Origin of the sequence: Shigella dysenteriae (assembly GCF_022354085.1) — a bacterium.
GTDB classification, from domain to species: domain Bacteria; phylum Pseudomonadota; class Gammaproteobacteria; order Enterobacterales; family Enterobacteriaceae; genus Escherichia; species Escherichia coli.
The window spans coordinates 3,895,415-3,912,127 of record NZ_CP055055.1 but is presented as its reverse complement, the minus strand read 5'-3'; the positions used below and the strand labels follow the sequence as shown (position 1 = coordinate 3,912,127).

The 16,713-nt window shown below is 52.3% G+C and carries 20 protein-coding genes; 7 read left to right on the top strand and 13 right to left on the bottom strand.

Features of this window, described 5'->3' with window-relative positions; all coding sequences use genetic code 11:
• Positions 1 to 148: 148 nt before the first annotated feature.
• Genes hemW through yggS form a run of 5 tightly spaced genes read right to left on the bottom strand, consistent with a single transcriptional unit; the run spans position 149 to position 3,454 of the window.
• Positions 149 to 1,285, bottom strand: coding sequence for a radical SAM family heme chaperone HemW (gene hemW / locus HUZ68_RS18705; protein WP_033814752.1), 1,137 nt, complete (start codon positions 1,283 to 1,285; stop codon positions 149 to 151).
• Positions 1,278 to 1,871, bottom strand: a complete 594-nt coding sequence (locus HUZ68_RS18700) for an XTP/dITP diphosphatase (protein WP_001174748.1) — start codon at positions 1,869 to 1,871, stop codon at positions 1,278 to 1,280. The genes hemW and HUZ68_RS18700 overlap by 8 nt, the downstream gene beginning before the upstream one ends.
• A 7-nt stretch (positions 1,872 to 1,878) precedes the next feature.
• Positions 1,879 to 2,169, bottom strand: a complete 291-nt coding sequence (gene yggU, locus HUZ68_RS18695) for a DUF167 family protein YggU (protein WP_001277222.1) — start codon at positions 2,167 to 2,169, stop codon at positions 1,879 to 1,881.
• Positions 2,166 to 2,732 (bottom strand): osmotic shock tolerance protein YggT, encoded by a 567-nt coding sequence (gene yggT / locus HUZ68_RS18690; protein WP_033814753.1) that lies wholly within the window; start codon positions 2,730 to 2,732, stop codon positions 2,166 to 2,168. Before yggT ends, yggU begins: the two co-directional genes overlap by 4 nt.
• 17 nt (positions 2,733 to 2,749) lie before the next feature.
• Positions 2,750 to 3,454, bottom strand: coding sequence for a pyridoxal phosphate homeostasis protein (gene yggS / locus HUZ68_RS18685; protein ID WP_000997795.1), 705 nt, complete (start codon positions 3,452 to 3,454; stop codon positions 2,750 to 2,752).
• A gap of 17 nt (positions 3,455 to 3,471) precedes the next feature.
• On the opposite strand from yggS, the gene HUZ68_RS18680 reads away from it, so the two are divergent.
• Positions 3,472 to 4,452, top strand: coding sequence for a PilT/PilU family type 4a pilus ATPase (locus HUZ68_RS18680; protein ID WP_071828987.1), 981 nt, complete (start codon positions 3,472 to 3,474; stop codon positions 4,450 to 4,452).
• A 190-nt stretch (positions 4,453 to 4,642) separates the two neighbouring features.
• On the opposite strand, the gene ruvX is transcribed toward HUZ68_RS18680, so the two are convergent.
• From ruvX to metK, 8 genes are all read right to left on the bottom strand, one after another.
• Positions 4,643 to 5,059: a Holliday junction resolvase RuvX gene (gene ruvX / locus HUZ68_RS18675; RefSeq protein ID WP_000017111.1), complete on the bottom strand. Its 417-nt coding sequence runs from the start codon at positions 5,057 to 5,059 to the stop codon at positions 4,643 to 4,645.
• The gene (locus HUZ68_RS18670; protein ID WP_001053178.1) at positions 5,059 to 5,622 is read right to left on the bottom strand and encodes a YqgE/AlgH family protein; all 564 of its coding nucleotides are present in this window, start codon (positions 5,620 to 5,622) and stop codon (positions 5,059 to 5,061) included. Before HUZ68_RS18670 ends, ruvX begins: the two co-directional genes overlap by 1 nt.
• Before the next feature lie 108 nt (positions 5,623 to 5,730).
• A complete protein-coding gene (gshB, locus tag HUZ68_RS18665) occupies positions 5,731 to 6,681 on the bottom strand; it encodes a glutathione synthase (protein ID WP_000593273.1) in 951 nt (316 codons plus the stop codon).
• Between the two features lie 12 nt (positions 6,682 to 6,693).
• Positions 6,694 to 7,425 carry a 16S rRNA (uracil(1498)-N(3))-methyltransferase gene (gene rsmE, locus HUZ68_RS18660; RefSeq protein WP_001222509.1) on the bottom strand — a complete coding sequence of 244 codons (732 nt, stop codon included), beginning with the start codon at positions 7,423 to 7,425 and terminating at the stop codon, positions 6,694 to 6,696.
• A 79-nt stretch (positions 7,426 to 7,504) separates the two neighbouring features.
• Positions 7,505 to 8,212, bottom strand: coding sequence for a deoxyribonuclease I (endA, locus tag HUZ68_RS18655; protein WP_000286500.1), 708 nt, complete (start codon positions 8,210 to 8,212; stop codon positions 7,505 to 7,507).
• Positions 8,213 to 8,306: 94 nt separating this feature from the next.
• A complete protein-coding gene (locus tag HUZ68_RS18650) occupies positions 8,307 to 8,804 on the bottom strand; it encodes a SprT family zinc-dependent metalloprotease (RefSeq protein ID WP_001300769.1) in 498 nt (165 codons plus the stop codon).
• A 76-nt stretch (positions 8,805 to 8,880) separates the two neighbouring features.
• Positions 8,881 to 10,275 carry a galactose/proton symporter gene (galP, locus tag HUZ68_RS18645; RefSeq protein WP_001112301.1) on the bottom strand — a complete coding sequence of 465 codons (1,395 nt, stop codon included), beginning with the start codon at positions 10,273 to 10,275 and terminating at the stop codon, positions 8,881 to 8,883.
• A gap of 436 nt (positions 10,276 to 10,711) precedes the next feature.
• Positions 10,712 to 11,866: a methionine adenosyltransferase gene (metK, locus tag HUZ68_RS18640; RefSeq protein ID WP_001062128.1), complete on the bottom strand. Its 1,155-nt coding sequence runs from the start codon at positions 11,864 to 11,866 to the stop codon at positions 10,712 to 10,714.
• Positions 11,867 to 11,921: 55 nt separating this feature from the next.
• Between metK and yqgD the strand changes: the two genes are divergently transcribed.
• From yqgD to speB, 6 genes are all read left to right on the top strand, one after another.
• Positions 11,922 to 12,173, top strand: a complete 252-nt coding sequence (yqgD, locus tag HUZ68_RS24985) for a protein YqgD (protein ID WP_001303651.1) — start codon at positions 11,922 to 11,924, stop codon at positions 12,171 to 12,173.
• Positions 12,174 to 12,283: 110 nt separating this feature from the next.
• Positions 12,284 to 12,427 carry a protein YqgG gene (gene yqgG / locus HUZ68_RS24980; RefSeq protein ID WP_001297404.1) on the top strand — a complete coding sequence of 48 codons (144 nt, stop codon included), beginning with the start codon at positions 12,284 to 12,286 and terminating at the stop codon, positions 12,425 to 12,427.
• A 93-nt stretch (positions 12,428 to 12,520) separates the two neighbouring features.
• Positions 12,521 to 12,652 (top strand): acid stress response protein YqgB, encoded by a 132-nt coding sequence (gene yqgB / locus HUZ68_RS18635; protein WP_001297406.1) that lies wholly within the window; start codon positions 12,521 to 12,523, stop codon positions 12,650 to 12,652.
• 8 nt (positions 12,653 to 12,660) lie between these two features.
• Positions 12,661 to 14,637, top strand: a complete 1,977-nt coding sequence (speA, locus tag HUZ68_RS18630; protein ID WP_033814754.1) for a biosynthetic arginine decarboxylase — start codon at positions 12,661 to 12,663, stop codon at positions 14,635 to 14,637.
• Positions 14,638 to 14,782: 145 nt separating this feature from the next.
• Complete coding sequence (locus tag HUZ68_RS18625; protein WP_239593955.1) at positions 14,783 to 15,514, top strand: hypothetical protein; 732 nt, start codon at positions 14,783 to 14,785, stop codon at positions 15,512 to 15,514.
• A 135-nt stretch (positions 15,515 to 15,649) separates the two neighbouring features.
• Positions 15,650 to 16,570, top strand: a complete 921-nt coding sequence (gene speB, locus HUZ68_RS18620; RefSeq protein ID WP_000105566.1) for an agmatinase — start codon at positions 15,650 to 15,652, stop codon at positions 16,568 to 16,570.
• The last annotated feature ends 143 nt before the right edge of the window (positions 16,571 to 16,713 follow it).

Sequence of the window (16,713 nt, the reverse complement as noted above, 5' to 3'; positions counted from 1 at the left end):
CTACAACAGCTGCCACATGTCGGCTGAGGTGCTCACGCCGCATCCGGCAATCAACGTCTGATGCGACGCTTGCGCGTCTTATCAGACCTACAACCGTTGCCACATGTAGGCTGGATAAGGCGTTCACGCCGCATCCGGCAATACAAGTTTACTCAGCCAGAAAAAGCTCCAGCAGCGAATTTAAAAACAGCTTCCCATGTTCCGTAATCTGCCAGTAATCCGCACATTCGGTGAGATAACCCTGGGCAATCGCCTCGTCTAACTGTGGGCGAATCACATCTTCGCAAAGCCCGGTATACGCACTAAACTCCACGCGCGGCGCAGGTTCCAGCAACCGGAAGCGATTCATAAAGAACTCAAACGGCTTATCTGCGGCTTCGACATCACGCTGGCTTTCCAGATACCTTCCCTGCATAAAACCACGCGGATGACGCGTTTTGGTGGTACGCAGAATGCGCCCATCCGGGAAGGTCACTTTGCCGTGCGCGCCGCAGCCAATACCGATGTAGTCACCAAAGCGCCAGTAGTTGAGATTGTGCTGGCACTGGTAACCGGGTTTGGCGTAAGCGGAAGTTTCATATTGCTGATAACCCGCTGCGGTTAATAACTGATGCCCCTGTTCGAATATATCCCACAACGCGTCATCGTCCGGCAGTACAGGAGGGCGCGAGCCAAACAGCGTATTGGGTTCGATGGTCAGTTGATACCAGGAAAGATGCGGCGGATTCAGTTCAATGGCCTGGCGCAGATCGCCAAGCGCCTCTTCCAGTGATTGATCCGGCAGCCCATGCATCAAATCAAGGTTAAAACTACGCAGCCCCAGCCCGCTTGCCAGATTCGCAGCTCGTTTCGCTTCTTGCGGGCCATGAATGCGCCCAAGTCGTTTCAGCTTTTCTTCGCTAAAACTCTGTACGCCAATAGAGATGCGGTTCACGCCAGCACGCTGATAATCGACAAAGCGATCGGCTTCTACCGTACCAGGGTTCGCTTCCATAGTAATTTCTGCATCCGCTGCCAGCGGCAAACGCGCACGCACGCCGTCCAGCAGCGTTTGCATCGCCGGGCCGGAAAGCAGGCTCGGCGTACCACCGCCAATAAAAATTGTCTGCACTTCACGGCCCTGAGCGTAAGCCACATCGTTGTCCAGATCGTTAAGCAGATGCTGAACATAATCGTCGTGCGGCACTTCTCCTTTCAACGCGTGAGAGTTGAAATCGCAGTACGGGCATTTCTGCACGCACCACGGGATGTGAATGTAGAGACTCAGCGGCGGTAATTTAACCATTACGTAAAGCGTCCAGCAGCAGTTTCAACGCCTGACCACGGTGGGAAATGGCGCTCTTTTGTTCGCGAGTCAGTTCGGCAGCGGTTTTCCCTTCGGAAGGTACGAAGAAGATTGGATCATAACCAAAGCCACCAGTGCCCGCCGGTTCACGAGTAATCACTCCTGGCCAGCTACCGTGGCACACCAGCGGAGTCGGATCTTCCGCGTGACGCAGATACACCAGCACGCAGTGGAAACGCGCCTGACGTTGGTCGTCCGGTACGTCTTTCAGTGTTTCCAGCAGTTTTTGCAGATTCTTTTGATCGGTCGCGTCTTCACCGGAATAACGCGCGGAGTAAATGCCTGGCGCGCCACCAAGTACATCTACCGCCAGACCGGAGTCGTCGGCAATTGCAGGTAAACCGGTCACTTTTGCCGCATGGCGCGCTTTCAGAATCGCGTTTTCGATAAAGGTCAGGCCGGTTTCTTCAGCGGAATCTACGCCGAGGTCTGTTTGGGCCACGATATCAAGACCGAAGTCGCTAAGCAGCGACGCCAGCTCACGCACTTTACCGGCATTGCCGGTTGCGAGGACAACTTTTTGCATAGGATACCTAATTAATTAACGCCGCGATTTCTGGCGGGATTTGTTGCGGATTAATGATTTTAATTTGTTTGTGGCGGCCAAGTTCGCCTTTTTCAATCACCACCTGGCTTTTGGCAACCCGGAATTGCTTACCGAGAAACTTCACCAGATGACTGTTGGCCTGGCCGTCAACCGGCGGCGCGGTTATGGCGACTTTTACCTCGTCGCCATGTAAACCGACAATAGAATCACGGCTGGCTTTCGGCTGAATATAAAGCCGTAAAACCAGACCGTCATCGTTAACTGTTACGGCACTCATAACGCCATCCACAGCCCCGGCAGCAGCATGTGTCCGGTTGCCTGTAATACTTCTGCGACACCCATATTGATGACATACAGCAGCAGAACGAGGATCATCGGCGAGAAATCAATCCCACCCATTGCCGGTAGCAGGCGGCGAATCGGGCGCAGCAGCGGATCGGCCAGCTGAATCAGCACGTATTCAATCGGGCTACGGCCCTGGCTTACCCAGCTCATAATCGCCATCACCAGCAGGACCCAGAAAATCAGCAGGCCGATGGTTTTCAGCAGAATCAGTAAACCGGCAATCCAGATGATTGGCAGGAAGGTCACCACTTTAAACAGCACGATGGCTTTGATAAAACTGAGAATATAGGCAACCAGCAGCGAGGCGCTATCAATGGGGCCCATTGCCGGAATAACGCGGCGCAGTGGCCCGATAATTGGCTGCGTTACCTTCACTACAAACTGTGAGAAGGGGTTGTAAAAATCACAATGAGCCCACTGCATCCAGATGCGTAATAACAGCACCATGGTATACAGCTCAATGACCGTTGAAAGCAGGAAAGTCAACGTATTCATGGCGTTCCTTTAATTCCTTATTTTTTAGAGTAATCACGCGCACCAAAAATTGCAGTGCCGATACGAACCATCGTGCTACCTGCCGCAATGGCGGCTTCCATATCGTCCGACATTCCCAGAGAGAGCGTGTCGATATGCGGGTAGCGCGTTTTCAGTCCGGCAAATGCTACAGCCATTTGACGTGCAACTTCAAACTGCCTTACATATTCTGACTCAGGCGCAGGGATTGCCATCAGCCCGCGCAGACGTAAACGCGGTAGTTCAGCGACCGCAGCTGCCAGCTCGTCCAGTTCTGCCAGTTGAATCCCGGACTTACTGTTTTCATCACTAATATTAATTTGAATCAGTACGTTAAGAGGGGGAAGTTCTGCCGGGCGCTGATCGTTGAGGCGGGTAGCAATGCGCAAACGGTCGATGGTATGACACCAGTCGAAATGCTCTGCCACCAGGCGGCTTTTATTAGACTGCAACGGGCCAATAAAATGCCATTCTAATCCTGTTACGCCCAGTTCCTGAAAGTGGCGAATTTTATCTACCCCTTCCTGAACGTAGTTTTCACCAAATTGACGCTGCCCGGCATCAATGGCTTCTGCGATGGCGCTCGCAGGTTTTGTTTTACTGACTGCAAGCAGCGTAATTTCTTCTGGAGAACGGCCGCAACGCGTTGCAGCCGCTGAGATTTTGTCCCGGACCTGTGCCAGGTTATGCGCAATATCGTTCATTTTCCGAGGATCTTAGTATGAATATGGAAGAAATTGTGGCCCTTAGTGTAAAGCATAACGTCTCGGATCTACACCTGTGCAGCGCCTGGCCCGCACGATGGCGCATTCGCGGCAGAATGGAAGCTGCGCCGTTTGATGCGCCGGACGTCGAAGAACTACTGCGGGAGTGGCTGGATGACGATCAGCGGGCAATATTGCTGAAGAATGGTCAGCTGGATTTTGCCGTGTCGCTGGCGGAAAACCAGCGATTGCGCGGCAGTGCGTTCGCACAACGGCAAGGTATTTCTCTGGCGTTACGGTTGTTACCTTCGTGCTGCCCGCAGCTCGAACAGCTTGGCGCACCACCGGTATTGCCGGAATTACTCAAGAGCGAGAATGGCCTGATTCTGGTGACGGGGGCGACGGGGAGTGGTAAATCCACCACGCTGGCGGCAATGGTTGGCTATCTCAATCAACATGCCGATGCGCATATTCTGACGCTGGAAGATCCTGTTGAATATCTCTATGCCAGCCAGCGATGTTTGATCCAGCAGCGGGAAATCGGTTTGAATTGTATGACGTTCGCATCGGGATTGCGGGCCGCATTGCGGGAAGATCCTGATGTGATTTTGCTCGGAGAGCTGCGTGACAGCGAGACAATCCGTCTGGCGCTGACGGCGGCAGAAACCGGGCATTTGGTGCTGGCAACATTACATACGCGTGGTGCGGCGCAGGCAGTTGAGCGGCTGGTGGATTCATTTCCGGCGCAGGAAAAAGATCCCGTACGTAATCAACTGGCAGGTAGTTTACGGGCAGTGTTGTCACAAAAGCTGGAAGTGGATAAACAGGAAGGACGCGTGGCGCTGTTTGAATTGCTGATTAACACACCCGCGGTGGGGAATTTGATTCGCGAAGGGAAAACCCACCAGTTACCGCATGTTATTCAAACCGGGCAGCAGGTGGGGATGATAACGTTTCAGCAGAGTTATCAGCAGCGGGTGGGGGAAGGGCGTTTGTGACGTTGCCATGCCCGATGTGCAAGCTTATCGGGCCTACAAAGGCAATAAACGTCTGATGCGACGCTTGCGCGTCTTATCAGACCTACAACCGCTGCCACATGTAGGCCGGATAAGGCGTTCACGCCGCATCCGGCAATAAGGCGTAAGGCGCGATGATATTATTTACACTCCAGCAGGCGTTTAAATCGCCTTAATATCCCTGCTCGAAATAGCTTTCGAGAATAATAACCGCAGAGGCAGAGTCGACTTTGCCTTTGTTGAGCGCCCGATAGCCGCCCTGTTCAAACAGACCGGAACGGGCTTCCACGGTGCTAAGACGTTCGTCATGGAGCTTTACTTCAACACCGAAACGACCATGAATACGGTTGGCAAATTTACGCGCTCTGGCAGTCAATGGTTGCTCGGTACCGTCCATATTCAGCGGCAAACCGACGATGATTTCGTCCGGCTGCCACTCTTTCAGTAAACGTTCGATGAGGTTCCAGTCCGGCGTACCGTCCTGTGCTTTAATTGCAGGCAAAGGGCGAGCGGTGCCGGTAATGCGTTGGCCGACCGCTACGCCAATGCTTTTGGTGCCGAAGTCGAAGGCAAGTAAGGTTCCACTCATCAGGCGTGCCCTGCCACACCAGGCATGGTGAGAATATCCACACCAATCAGTTTTGCCGCCTCGCGCCAGCGGTCGGCAATTGGCGTTTTGAACAGAATATTCAGATCTGCCGGGGCGGTTAGCCACGCGTTATCGAGAATTTCTTGTTCCAGTTGACCTTTTTCCCAGGAGGCATAGCCCAGAGCCACCAATACGTCAGACGGTTGTTTATCGGTGCCGAGCGTTTCCAGCACATCGCGGGAAGTGGTCATCACCGTGTTGTCTGAAATGCGAATGCTGGAAGCAAAATTGGAGGGCGGAGTATGCAAAATAAACCCGCGATCTTCAGCCAGTGGGCCGCCGAGCATAACCGGTTTATCCAGACGGATTGATTCATCACGCGGCTCCGGCGTGATCTTCAGCTTTTCCAGAATCCCTTCAATTTTGAGATTTTCCAGCGGCTTGTTGACGATGATCCCCATTGCACCATTGGTATTATGTTCGCAAATGTAGACCACGGAACGACGGAAAATCGGATCCTGGAGAGCAGGCATGGCAATAAGAAAGTGATGCTGTAAATTCATTGTCAGAGGTTCTGTTTCCTGGTTCAAAAAAGCAACAGCGCCCAGTATGCGTGGAAAGAAGGGCGCTGTCACTCAGAGTCTCAACGAGATCCTTCTCGCTAAGGTGGGTTACTGCTGCTGTAAACGTGCTTCGATGGCATCCATTAACATTCCGGTGATCGACACCGGAAACTCTGCTTCAATCTCACGAATACAGGTTGGGCTGGTGACGTTAATTTCAGTCAGACGGTCGCCGATGATATCCAGACCAACAAAAATCAGCCCTTTTTCTTTCAGCGTCGGCCCGATCTGACGGGCGATTTTCCAGTCACTTTCCGTCAGCGGACGAGGTTCACCGCGACCACCGGCAGCCAGATTGCCACGGGTTTCGCCCCCCTGCGGAATACGCGCCAGGCAGTACGGTACCGGCTCGCCATCCACCACCAGCACGCGTTTGTCGCCATCTTTAATGGCTGGCAGGTAATTTTGCGCCATGCAGTAGCGAGTGCCATGCTCAGTCAGGGTTTCGGCAATCACGCCGAGGTTTGGATCGCCTTCTTTCACGCGGAAAATCGACGCGCCGCCCATACCGTCCAGCGGCTTAAGAATGATGTCGCTGTGTTTCTCCCAGAACGCTTTTAGCTGCGCTTTATTGCGCGTAACCAGCGTTTCTGGCGTTAAGTCAGAGAACCAGGCGGTAAACAGTTTCTCGTTACAGTCGCGCAGGCTCTGCGGCTTGTTAACGATCAGCGTCCCTTTCTCTTCGGCACGTTCCAGAATATAGGTCGCGTAGATAAACTCGGTATCAAACGGCGGGTCTTTACGCATCAGGATCACATCGAGATCGGCCAGCGGCAGATCCTGTTCACCGACGAATGAAAACCACTCTTCGTAGTTCTGCTTCACGTTCAGCGTGCGGGTATGGGCGCGGGCTTCGCCATTGATCAGATACAGATCGCCCATCTCCATATAGTGAAGTTCGTAACCACGACGCTGTGCTTCCAGCAACATAGCGAAACTGGAATCTTTCTTGATGTTGATGTTTGCGATGGGGTCCATCACGATGCCGAGCTTGATCATTATTCTTCTCCGTTAGCCCAAATCGCCAAATCGTACTTGTAGCGCGGTAATGGCGGTGAGCGCAGTTGTCTCTGTACGCAAAACGCGAGGTCCCAACAGGATATCAGTAAATTGATAGCGGGCAGTCATGGCAATTTCATCTGCCGATAAACCGCCTTCCGGGCCAATCAGCAGGCGGACGCGTTCAACCGGTAAAGGCAACGTATTGATGCTGTTACTGGCGCGCGGGTGAAGATTCAGTTTCAGTCCTTCATCCTGCTCTGCACACCAGGCTTCCAGATCCATCGCTGGACGGATTTCCGGCACTCGGTTACGACCACACTGCTCACAGGCAGCAATTGCAATCTTCTGCCACTGCTGGAGCTTCTTGTTCAGACGTTCACTATCCAGTTTAACGCCGCAGCGCTCAGAAAAAAGTGGCGTAATGAGGCTTACACCGAGTTCGATCGATTTCTGGATCGTAAATTCCATTTTTTCACCACGCGACATCACCTGACCGAGGTGAATATGCAGCGGAGATTCGCGATCGTCGATCTGGCCTTCCAGCACCTTCACTTCCACGCTTTTTTTGCTGGCGCTGGTAATTTCGGCGTCAAAGACCTGGTTGCTGCCGTCAAACAATTGCAACGCCTGCCCCGGCCCCATGCGCAGTACGCGCCCGATATGGTTGGCGGCATCTTCGCAAAGCGCGATGTGAGAATGGCTGGTCAGTGGTTCAGGATGATAAATGCGGGGGATACGCATAGTTAAAAATCCGCGTCGTCTCCCCACGCGGTTGTACGCGTGGGGTAGGGGTTAACAAAAAGAATCCCGCTAGTGTAGGTTAGCTCTTTCGCGCCTGGCAAGCGCGTTGCACATACGGGTTATGATTGCCCTGCACCTTCGCGATGCGTTCATCGCGCTCGCACTCCCAGTCGGTAACCGGATACATCTTGTTCCATGCGTTGAACAGCTGCGTTTGCTGGCGAGAGAGTGTCAGGTTGTATTGGTCACGCATATAGAAGTAGGTGCGCGCAATGGCACCGCGTGCACGCGCTGGTGGTTCGGCAGCTTTTTCTTTGAAATCGACCTTCATGGCGCATTGACCGTACTGGCCTTCGCCGCCATTCCACTGGCTGTACATAAAGTTGCCGCGATCGCCATTCACCTCGCCGACTGACGGCTGCAGGTTATGCATATCGCTTTCCATCTTGCGATAGACCGGATCTTTAGCGCAGTTTTTACGTCCACCGTCCTGCCAGCACTGGCGCTGGTGACCGAATTGCCAGGCGGGAACGACGTGTTCCCACTCTACGCGGCTGGCGCGGTTTTCATTTTTGCGCACCTGATAGCCGCACGATTGCAGATCAACAACGCCTTTTTTGCCCTGCCAGTTAATTTTACATCCGCAATAAAACGTACCGGGCGCGTCAGCGTGGACTTTTACCGCCGCGGCTTTCGCCTGAGAAAAACTATTGATACCTTCGGCCAACGCCGGGCCGGAAAATGCTGCGCTCAGTACCACCGCAGCAATAGACAAATAACGGTACATCACTTACTCCGTGTTAAAACGAGCCAGCAACGTAGCGAAAGTTGTTTTGGTATGCAATCAGCCAGATCAGGAAAGTTCCTGATAGTTCAGATGGTTATTTTGCGACCAGTTGTTCGCCGCAGTGAACACAGCGATAGACGGCTTCGCCACGAACTACGCGATTATGGCGGCGTACGGTAAGCTGATGCTCCTGGCACTTGCAGCGGTAGGGGAAGGTGTTGCGACGCACGGATTGCAGTTCGAACTGATGCGTACGACGGGCGGGAACACCCAGCACGTTTTCCATCATCCACTTCCACTCTTTGCCATGTGGTGCTACGCGCCCGAAATGTTTCCATACCAGCAAATGTGCCAGTTCGTGCGGCACCACTTCTTCAATAAAGGCTTCACTGTTTTCCAACAGCAAAACGGGATTGAGGCGGATTTCATAGCTTTCCAGCCAGGCTGTTCCGGCGGAGGTGCCGCGCTGGGTGTAAGAGAGTTTTGGCTCCGGGTAGTTACGCCCCAATTTCAGGTTAGCCTGGGCGAGTTTTTCCCGCAGGCGACGCATAACGGCCTGTTGGATGGCGATAGGGAGACGGGATGTTTTCATAGCGGCAGAGGATAGAGCGAAGAAAAGATGACTGCAAGAGGCGGCTTCCTCCGCGACGGGAGGAAGCCTGAGGAGATTAATCGTGAGCGCCGATTTCGCGCAGTTTACGACCTTTCATCAGATTACGTTCAATATGTTCCAGCGAAACGTGTTTGGTTTCCGGTACCAGCCACAATGTCAGCAGGATAAACAGTACGTTCAGAGCCGCGTACACCCAGAAGGTGTTGGCGTTACCCAGCGTGTTGAGCATGGTCAGGAACGTTGCGCCAACGATCATGTTGGCAATCCAGTTGGTGGCGGTGGAGCAGGTGATGCCAAAATCGCGGCCTTTCAGCGGCTGAATTTCGGAGCACAGTACCCAAATCAGCGGACCGGCACTCATGGCAAAACCGACAATAAACATCAGCAGCATGGCGATGGCGAAATACTGCGCCGACGGAGAGTGGATACCGATATGCATCATTGTACCGAGTACGCCCATACCAGCAGCCATCACCAGGAAGCCCAGCGTTAGCGTTGGTTTACGTCCCCAGCGGTCAACAAGGCCGATTGCGATAAAGGTGGCAAGTACGTTGGTCAGGCCGACAATCACTGTCCCCCACATTTGCTCGGTAGTGTTGGTATAACCCGCCAGTTCGAAGATTTTCGGCGCGTAATACATGATGACGTTCATCCCGGTGAATTGCTGCATAACCTGTAACAGTACGCCAAGGAACACCGCGCGGCGGAAGTTGCTATTCTCTTTAAACAGCGCCCAGCCACTCTGTTTAACCTGCAAACTTTCACGGATTTCATCCAGTTCGCGTTTCGCTTCCGCGCTGGTGTCACGCAGGCGTAGCAGCACGCGTTCGGCATCAACAAAACGGCGTTTGGCGGCAAACCAACGTGGGCTGTCTGGCAGGAAGAAGACACCAATCAGCAGCAAAATTGCCGGGATGATAATCACACCCAGCATCCAGCGCCATGCACCGGTGTAGCTGAAGGCGGTATCAGAAAGATAAGCACCGAGGATCCCGATAGTGATCATCAACTGATACATCGAGATCATACTGCCGCGAATTTTTTCCGGCGCAATTTCAGAGAGGTACAGTGGTGCGGTATAAGAGGCCACACCCACCGCCAGCCCCAGCAGAACGCGCGAAAGAATCAGTACTTCAACGTTTGGCGCAGCCGCAGAGAACAGCGAACCGGCAACAAACAAAATTGCGCCGATCATCAGGCTCTTTTTGCGCCCGAGTTTAAAGGAGAGCCAGCCGCTGCCCACCGCACCGACTGCCGCACCGAACATCATGGAGCTTACGACCCATTCTTGCGTGTGCGAAGTAATCTGGAATTCATCTGCAATAAACGGCAGTGCGCCAGCAATTACACCGATATCCAGGCCAAAGAGTAATCCCGCCAGAGCGGCAAGGAAGCAGACGAAAAACGTCATTGCCTTGTTTGACCGCCCCTGTTTTTTAGCGTCAGGCATGATGCCCTCCAATATGGTTATTTTTTATTGTGAATTAAGATAGGTGAGTACGACGTAAAAAGATGTGAAGCAAATCACATCAGTGTAATCGCTTACACTAACATTTATCTTAGTTATGATTTAAGTGCATGAAAATAATTGAGTTATATCATCATAGATTAAACGCTGTTATCTGCAATTAAGACTTTACTGAAAAGAAATGTAACAACTGTGAAAACCGAATAATAATATGAAAATATTACAAATCTTTGTCTGTTGTGGTTGGTGTAATCGGTTTCAGTTGTGATGATAATTTGCGGTGAAACGTGATCAGGAAGAATGATGTTATTGTGCGGGCGGTTTTTTTGCCGGATGCGGCGTGAACGCCTATCCACCGCGGTGAGGTAAAAGAAAAAGGCCAGCGCGAGGCTGGCCTTTGAAAGCAGGTGAAGAAAGATTACTTCAGGCCGGCAGCATCGCGCAGCAGCTGCGCTTTGTCGGTTTTTTCCCACGGGAAATGTTCACGACCAAAGTGACCGTATGCTGCGGTTTCTTTGTAGATCGGGTGCAGCAGATCCAGCATCTGAATCAGACCGTATGGGCGCAGGTCGAAGAACTCACGTACCAGCAGAGTCAGTTGTTCAGAAGGCACTTTCTCAGTACCGAAAGTTTCTACCATGATGGAAGTCGGTTCAGCCACGCCGATTGCGTAGGAAACCTGAATTTCACAACGATCGGCCAGGCCAGCAGCAACGATGTTTTTTGCAACATAACGTGCTGCGTACGCAGCGGAACGGTCCACTTTTGATGGATCTTTACCAGAGAATGCTCCGCCACCGTGACGTGCCATGCCGCCGTAGGTATCAACGATAATTTTACGACCAGTCAGACCGCAGTCACCCATCGGGCCACCGATAACAAAACGACCGGTCGGGTTGATGAAGAATTTGGTGGCAGAAGTCAGCCATTCAGCGGGCAGAATCGGCTTGATGATCTCTTCCATTACCGCTTCTTGCAGCGATTTCTGGTCGATCTCTTCAGAGTGCTGAGTGGAAAGCACGACAGCATCGATACCAACGATTTTGCCGTCGTCATACTGGAAAGTCACCTGGCTTTTCGCGTCCGGGCGCAGCCACGGCAGAGTGCCGTTTTTACGCACTTCAGCCTGACGCTGTACCAGACGGTGTGCATAGGTGATAGGTGCTGGCATCAGCACGTCAGTTTCATTAGTTGCGTAGCCAAACATCAGACCCTGGTCACCCGCGCCCTGTTCCAGCGGATCGGCACGGTCAACGCCCTGGTTGATGTCAGGAGACTGTTTGCCGATAGCGCTCAGAACCGCACAGGAGTTAGCGTCAAAGCCCATGTCGGAATGCACATAGCCAATTTCGCGAACGGTGTTACGGGTGATCTCTTCGATGTCTACCCAGGCGCTGGTGGTGATTTCGCCGCCAACTAAAACCATGCCGGTTTTTACGTAGGTTTCGCAAGCAACGCGTGCTTTCGGATCCTGTTCGAGGATCGCGTCTAAAACGGCATCAGAGATTTGGTCAGCAATTTTGTCAGGATGCCCTTCAGAGACGGACTCGGACGTAAAAAGGTGTTTTGCCATATTTAATATCACCTAAAGAGAATTTGGTTAGCTCAAACTGTTGTGTGGATTTTCTGTGGTAGCGGATCCTACCACGACTCTGCAGGTTAAAAACACTGGCAGTCTGAGTGTTAATCGGTATGGATGGATTAACATCTGGATGGCTATTTTAGGTCAATTCTTCACCCGATTTCCACTTTTTTTTGAATCGTGTCTCATTCTGTTAAAAACGTGGCTGGAAATTTTTCCTGACAATGCCGGCATTCTGCGTATTTATCTTTTGCAATTTTCTGCCATTGTGGGGTATAAAACGCGGCGCGCGGCTTAAATAAAAAGCACACGACGTTTCTTTCGTGTTGCCACTTCCAGCCGGGTTGAAATCAGAGTTTTGGCTTGTGGGTTCGTCTTAACAGGCGGCCGTGGAGGTGATACGAAATAATGAACCGTTGTCTGCTGCTTAACCTGTCTCACCGTTCTGGTGAAGATTCGTTCCCCGCACTCTGCATCTCTGCTTTGCATACCTGCCGATGTTATACCCATCTCGGCGCTTCTCAGGATTCAAGAGCTGGTTACAGTTACTGAGGACTGAACAAGGGCGCTCTTGTAAAAACAAGAGTTTTCTCGTGGTTTCGCCGAACTGTCACACTTACGTTCGGTTATGTGCTTAATAATGTTATGAAAAAGAAACCGGTTGCGCAGTTGGAGCGTCAGCATTCACTGCTGGAAAATCCATGTGCTTATGGGTTGTTATCGCAGTTCCAGGCTGCGATAGTCGTTAACTGTTTTACACTTAATAAAATAATTTGAGGTTCGCTATGTCTGACGACATGTCTATGGGTTTGCCTTCGTCAGCGGGCGAACACGGTGTACTACGCTCCATGCAGGAGGTTGCAATGAGCTCCCAGGAAGCCAGCAAGATGCTGCGTACTTACAATATTGCCTGGTGGGGCAATAACTACTATGACGTTAACGAGCTGGGCCACATCAGCGTGTGCCCGGACCCGGACGTCCCGGAAGCTCGCGTCGATCTCGCGCAGTTAGTGAAAACTCGTGAAGCACAGGGCCAGCGTCTGCCTGCACTGTTCTGTTTCCCACAGATCCTGCAGCACCGTTTGCGTTCCATTAACGCCGCGTTCAAACGTGCGCGGGAATCCTACGGCTATAACGGCGATTACTTCCTTGTTTATCCGATCAAAGTTAACCAGCACCGTCGCGTGATTGAGTCCCTGATTCATTCGGGCGAACCGCTGGGTCTGGAAGCCGGTTCCAAAGCCGAGTTGATGGCAGTGCTGGCACATGCTGGCATGACCCGTAGCGTCATCGTCTGCAACGGTTATAAAGACCGCGAATATATCCGCCTGGCATTAATTGGCGAGAAGATGGGGCACAAGGTCTATCTGGTCATTGAGAAGATGTCAGAAATCGCCATTGTGCTGGATGAAGCAGAACGTCTGAATGTCGTTCCTCGTCTGGGCGTGCGTGCACGTCTGGCTTCGCAGGGCTCGGGTAAATGGCAGTCTTCCGGCGGGGAAAAATCGAAGTTCGGCCTGGCTGCGACTCAGGTACTGCAACTGGTTGAAACGCTGCGTGAAGCTGAGCGTCTCGACAGCCTGCAACTACTGCACTTCCACCTCGGTTCGCAGATGGCGAATATTCGCGATATCGCCACGGGCGTTCGTGAATCCGCGCGTTTCTATGTGGAACTGCACAAGCTGGGCGTCAATATTCAGTGCTTCGACGTCGGCGGCGGTCTGGGCGTGGACTATGAAGGCACCCGTTCGCAGTCTGACTGTTCGGTAAACTACGGCCTCAATGAATATGCCAACAACATCATCTGGGCGATTGGTGATGCGTGTGAAGAAAACGGTCTGCCGCATCCGACGGTAATCACTGAATCGGGTCGTGCAGTGACTGCGCATCACACCGTGCTGGTGTCTAATATCATCGGCGTGGAACGTAACGAATACACGGTGCCGACCGCGCCTGCAGAAGATGCGCCGCGCGCGCTGCAAAGCATGTGGGAAACCTGGCAGGAGATGCACGAACCGGGAACTCGCCGTTCTCTGCGTGAATGGTTACACGACAGTCAGATGGATCTGCACGACATTCATATCGGCTACTCTTCCGGCACCTTTAGCCTGCAAGAACGTGCATGGGCTGAGCAGCTTTATTTGAGCATGTGCCATGAAGTGCAAAAGCAGCTGGATCCGCAAAACCGTGCTCATCGTCCGATTATCGACGAGCTGCAGGAACGTATGGCGGACAAAATGTACGTCAACTTCTCGCTGTTCCAGTCAATGCCGGACGCATGGGGGATCGACCAGTTGTTCCCGGTTCTGCCGCTGGAAGGGTTAGATCAAGTGCCGGAACGCCGCGCTGTGCTGCTGGATATTACCTGTGACTCCGACGGTGCTATCGACCACTATATTGATGGTGACGGTATTGCCACGACAATGCCAATGCCGGAGTACGATCCAGAGAATCCGCCGATGCTCGGTTTCTTTATGGTCGGCGCATATCAGGAGATCCTCGGCAACATGCACAACCTGTTCGGTGATACCGAAGCGGTTGACGTGTTCGTGTTCCCTGACGGTAGTGTCGAAGTGGAACTGTCTGACGAAGGTGATACCGTGGCGGACATGCTGCAATATGTACAGCTCGATCCGAAAACGCTGTTAACTCAGTTCCGTGATCAAGTGAAGAAAACCGATCTTGATGCTGAACTGCAACAACAGTTCCTTGAAGAGTTCGAGGCAGGTTTGTACGGTTATACCTATCTTGAAGATGAATAATTAAGATTATTCTGCTGGCGGGTCGATTTATTTACTTAAATCGGTCCGCTTTCTTTTTATATATTCTTAAAAATAATTTAGCTGCTTTTCTTATTAAATAATCTCCCTACAATCGCTGCATTAATTAAATGCAGAGGGAACGGTTATGAAAAAATGGAAAGTACGTAGCGCGTTGGTGGCATTAATCGTGCTGCTGGCCGGTTGTTCCAGTAATGCGCAGTATAATAGCAGTGCATCGGGCAATGTCGGCGCCGCCTGGGGTGGGGATGTGCACTCAACGGTTCAGGGCGTATCTGCTGAGCGAGCCTGGCGCGATCCGGCGGAGATGATCGTTATTAGTTATTCGACTAATGTTCCTTCCGGCTACGACCGCGTTTATAGCATTCGTATTAACGAACTGGAATATGCTATTCGCGATGGTAATTTTAATTCTCTACCTATTACGCGTGTTTATGATTCATCCAATAATGAACCACGCTATATTGTCCATGCCAGAGTCGGAATGAATTATCAATTATATGTCCGTAATTACAGTCGTAACACCAACTACGAGATCGTTGCTACGGTTGATGGCCTGGATGTGCTGAACGGCAAGCAAGGTTCGCTGAATAACAACGGCTATATTGTGAATGCCGGAGATTCGTTAGCGATTAAAGGATTCCGCAAAGATAAACATACCGAAGCGGCTTTTCAGTTCGCCAACGTTGCTGATTCCTACGCAGCCAATTCGGCGCAAGGCGATGTGCGTAATACCGGTGTAATAGGCTTTGCCGCCTTTGAATTACAAGGCCAGGCGCAAAACGCGCTGCCGCCGTGCTCTGGACAAGCCTTTCCGGCAGATAACAATGGCTATGCGCCGCCACCGTGTCGGAAATAGCAACCTCGCTTGATGCCTCGCCCATTTAAGGCGATAATTAGCACAAACTTGTGTTTCGCAAATCCAACCCTTCCTCGTCGGGCCTAACGACGCGGAAGGGTTTTTTTATATCGACTTTGTAATAGGAGTCCATCCATGAGCACCTTAGGTCATCAATACGATAACTCACTGGTTTCCAACGCCTTTGGTTTTTTACGCCTGCCGATGAACTTCCAGCCGTATGACAGCGATGCTGACTGGGTGATTACTGGTGTGCCGTTCGATATGGCCACTTCTGGTCGTGCGGGGGGACGCCACGGTCCGGCAGCTATCCGTCAGGTTTCGACGAATCTGGCCTGGGAACACAACCGCTTCCCGTGGAATTTCGACATGCGTGAGCGTCTGAACGTCGTGGACTGTGGTGATCTGGTATATGCTTTCGGCGATGCCCGTGAGATGAGCGAGAAGCTGCAGGCACACGCAGAGAAGCTGCTGGCTGCCGGTAAGCGTATGCTCTCCTTCGGTGGTGACCACTTTGTTACGCTGCCGCTGCTGCGTGCTCATGCGAAGCATTTCGGCAAAATGGCGCTGGTACACTTTGACGCCCACACCGATACCTACGCGAACGGTTGTGAATTTGACCACGGCACCATGTTCTATACCGCGCCGAAAGAAGGTCTGATCGACCCGAATCATTCCGTGCAGATTGGTATTCGTACCGAATTTGATAAAGACAACGGCTTTACCGTGCTGGACGCCTGCCAGGTGAACGATCGCAGCGTGGATGACGTTATCGCCCAGGTGAAACAAATTGTGGGTGATATGCCGGTTTACCTGACCTTTGATATCGACTGCCTGGATCCTGCATTTGCGCCGGGAACCGGTACGCCGGTAATTGGCGGTCTGACCTCCGATCGCGCCATTAAACTGGTACGCGGCCTGAAAGATCTCAACATTGTTGGGATGGACGTAGTGGAAGTGGCTCCGGCATACGATCAGTCGGAAATCACCGCTCTGGCAGCGGCAACGCTGGCGCTGGAGATGCTGTATATCCAGGCGGCGAAAAAGGGCGAGTAAGCGCCAGATGCGATGCGCACGGGTAAAACGTGCCATTAATGTCGGATGCGGCGTGAACGCCTTATCCGACCTACGTTCGGCACCCGTAGGCCGGATAAGATGCGCCAGCATCGCATCCGGCAATGCGCACAAGGTAACAAATG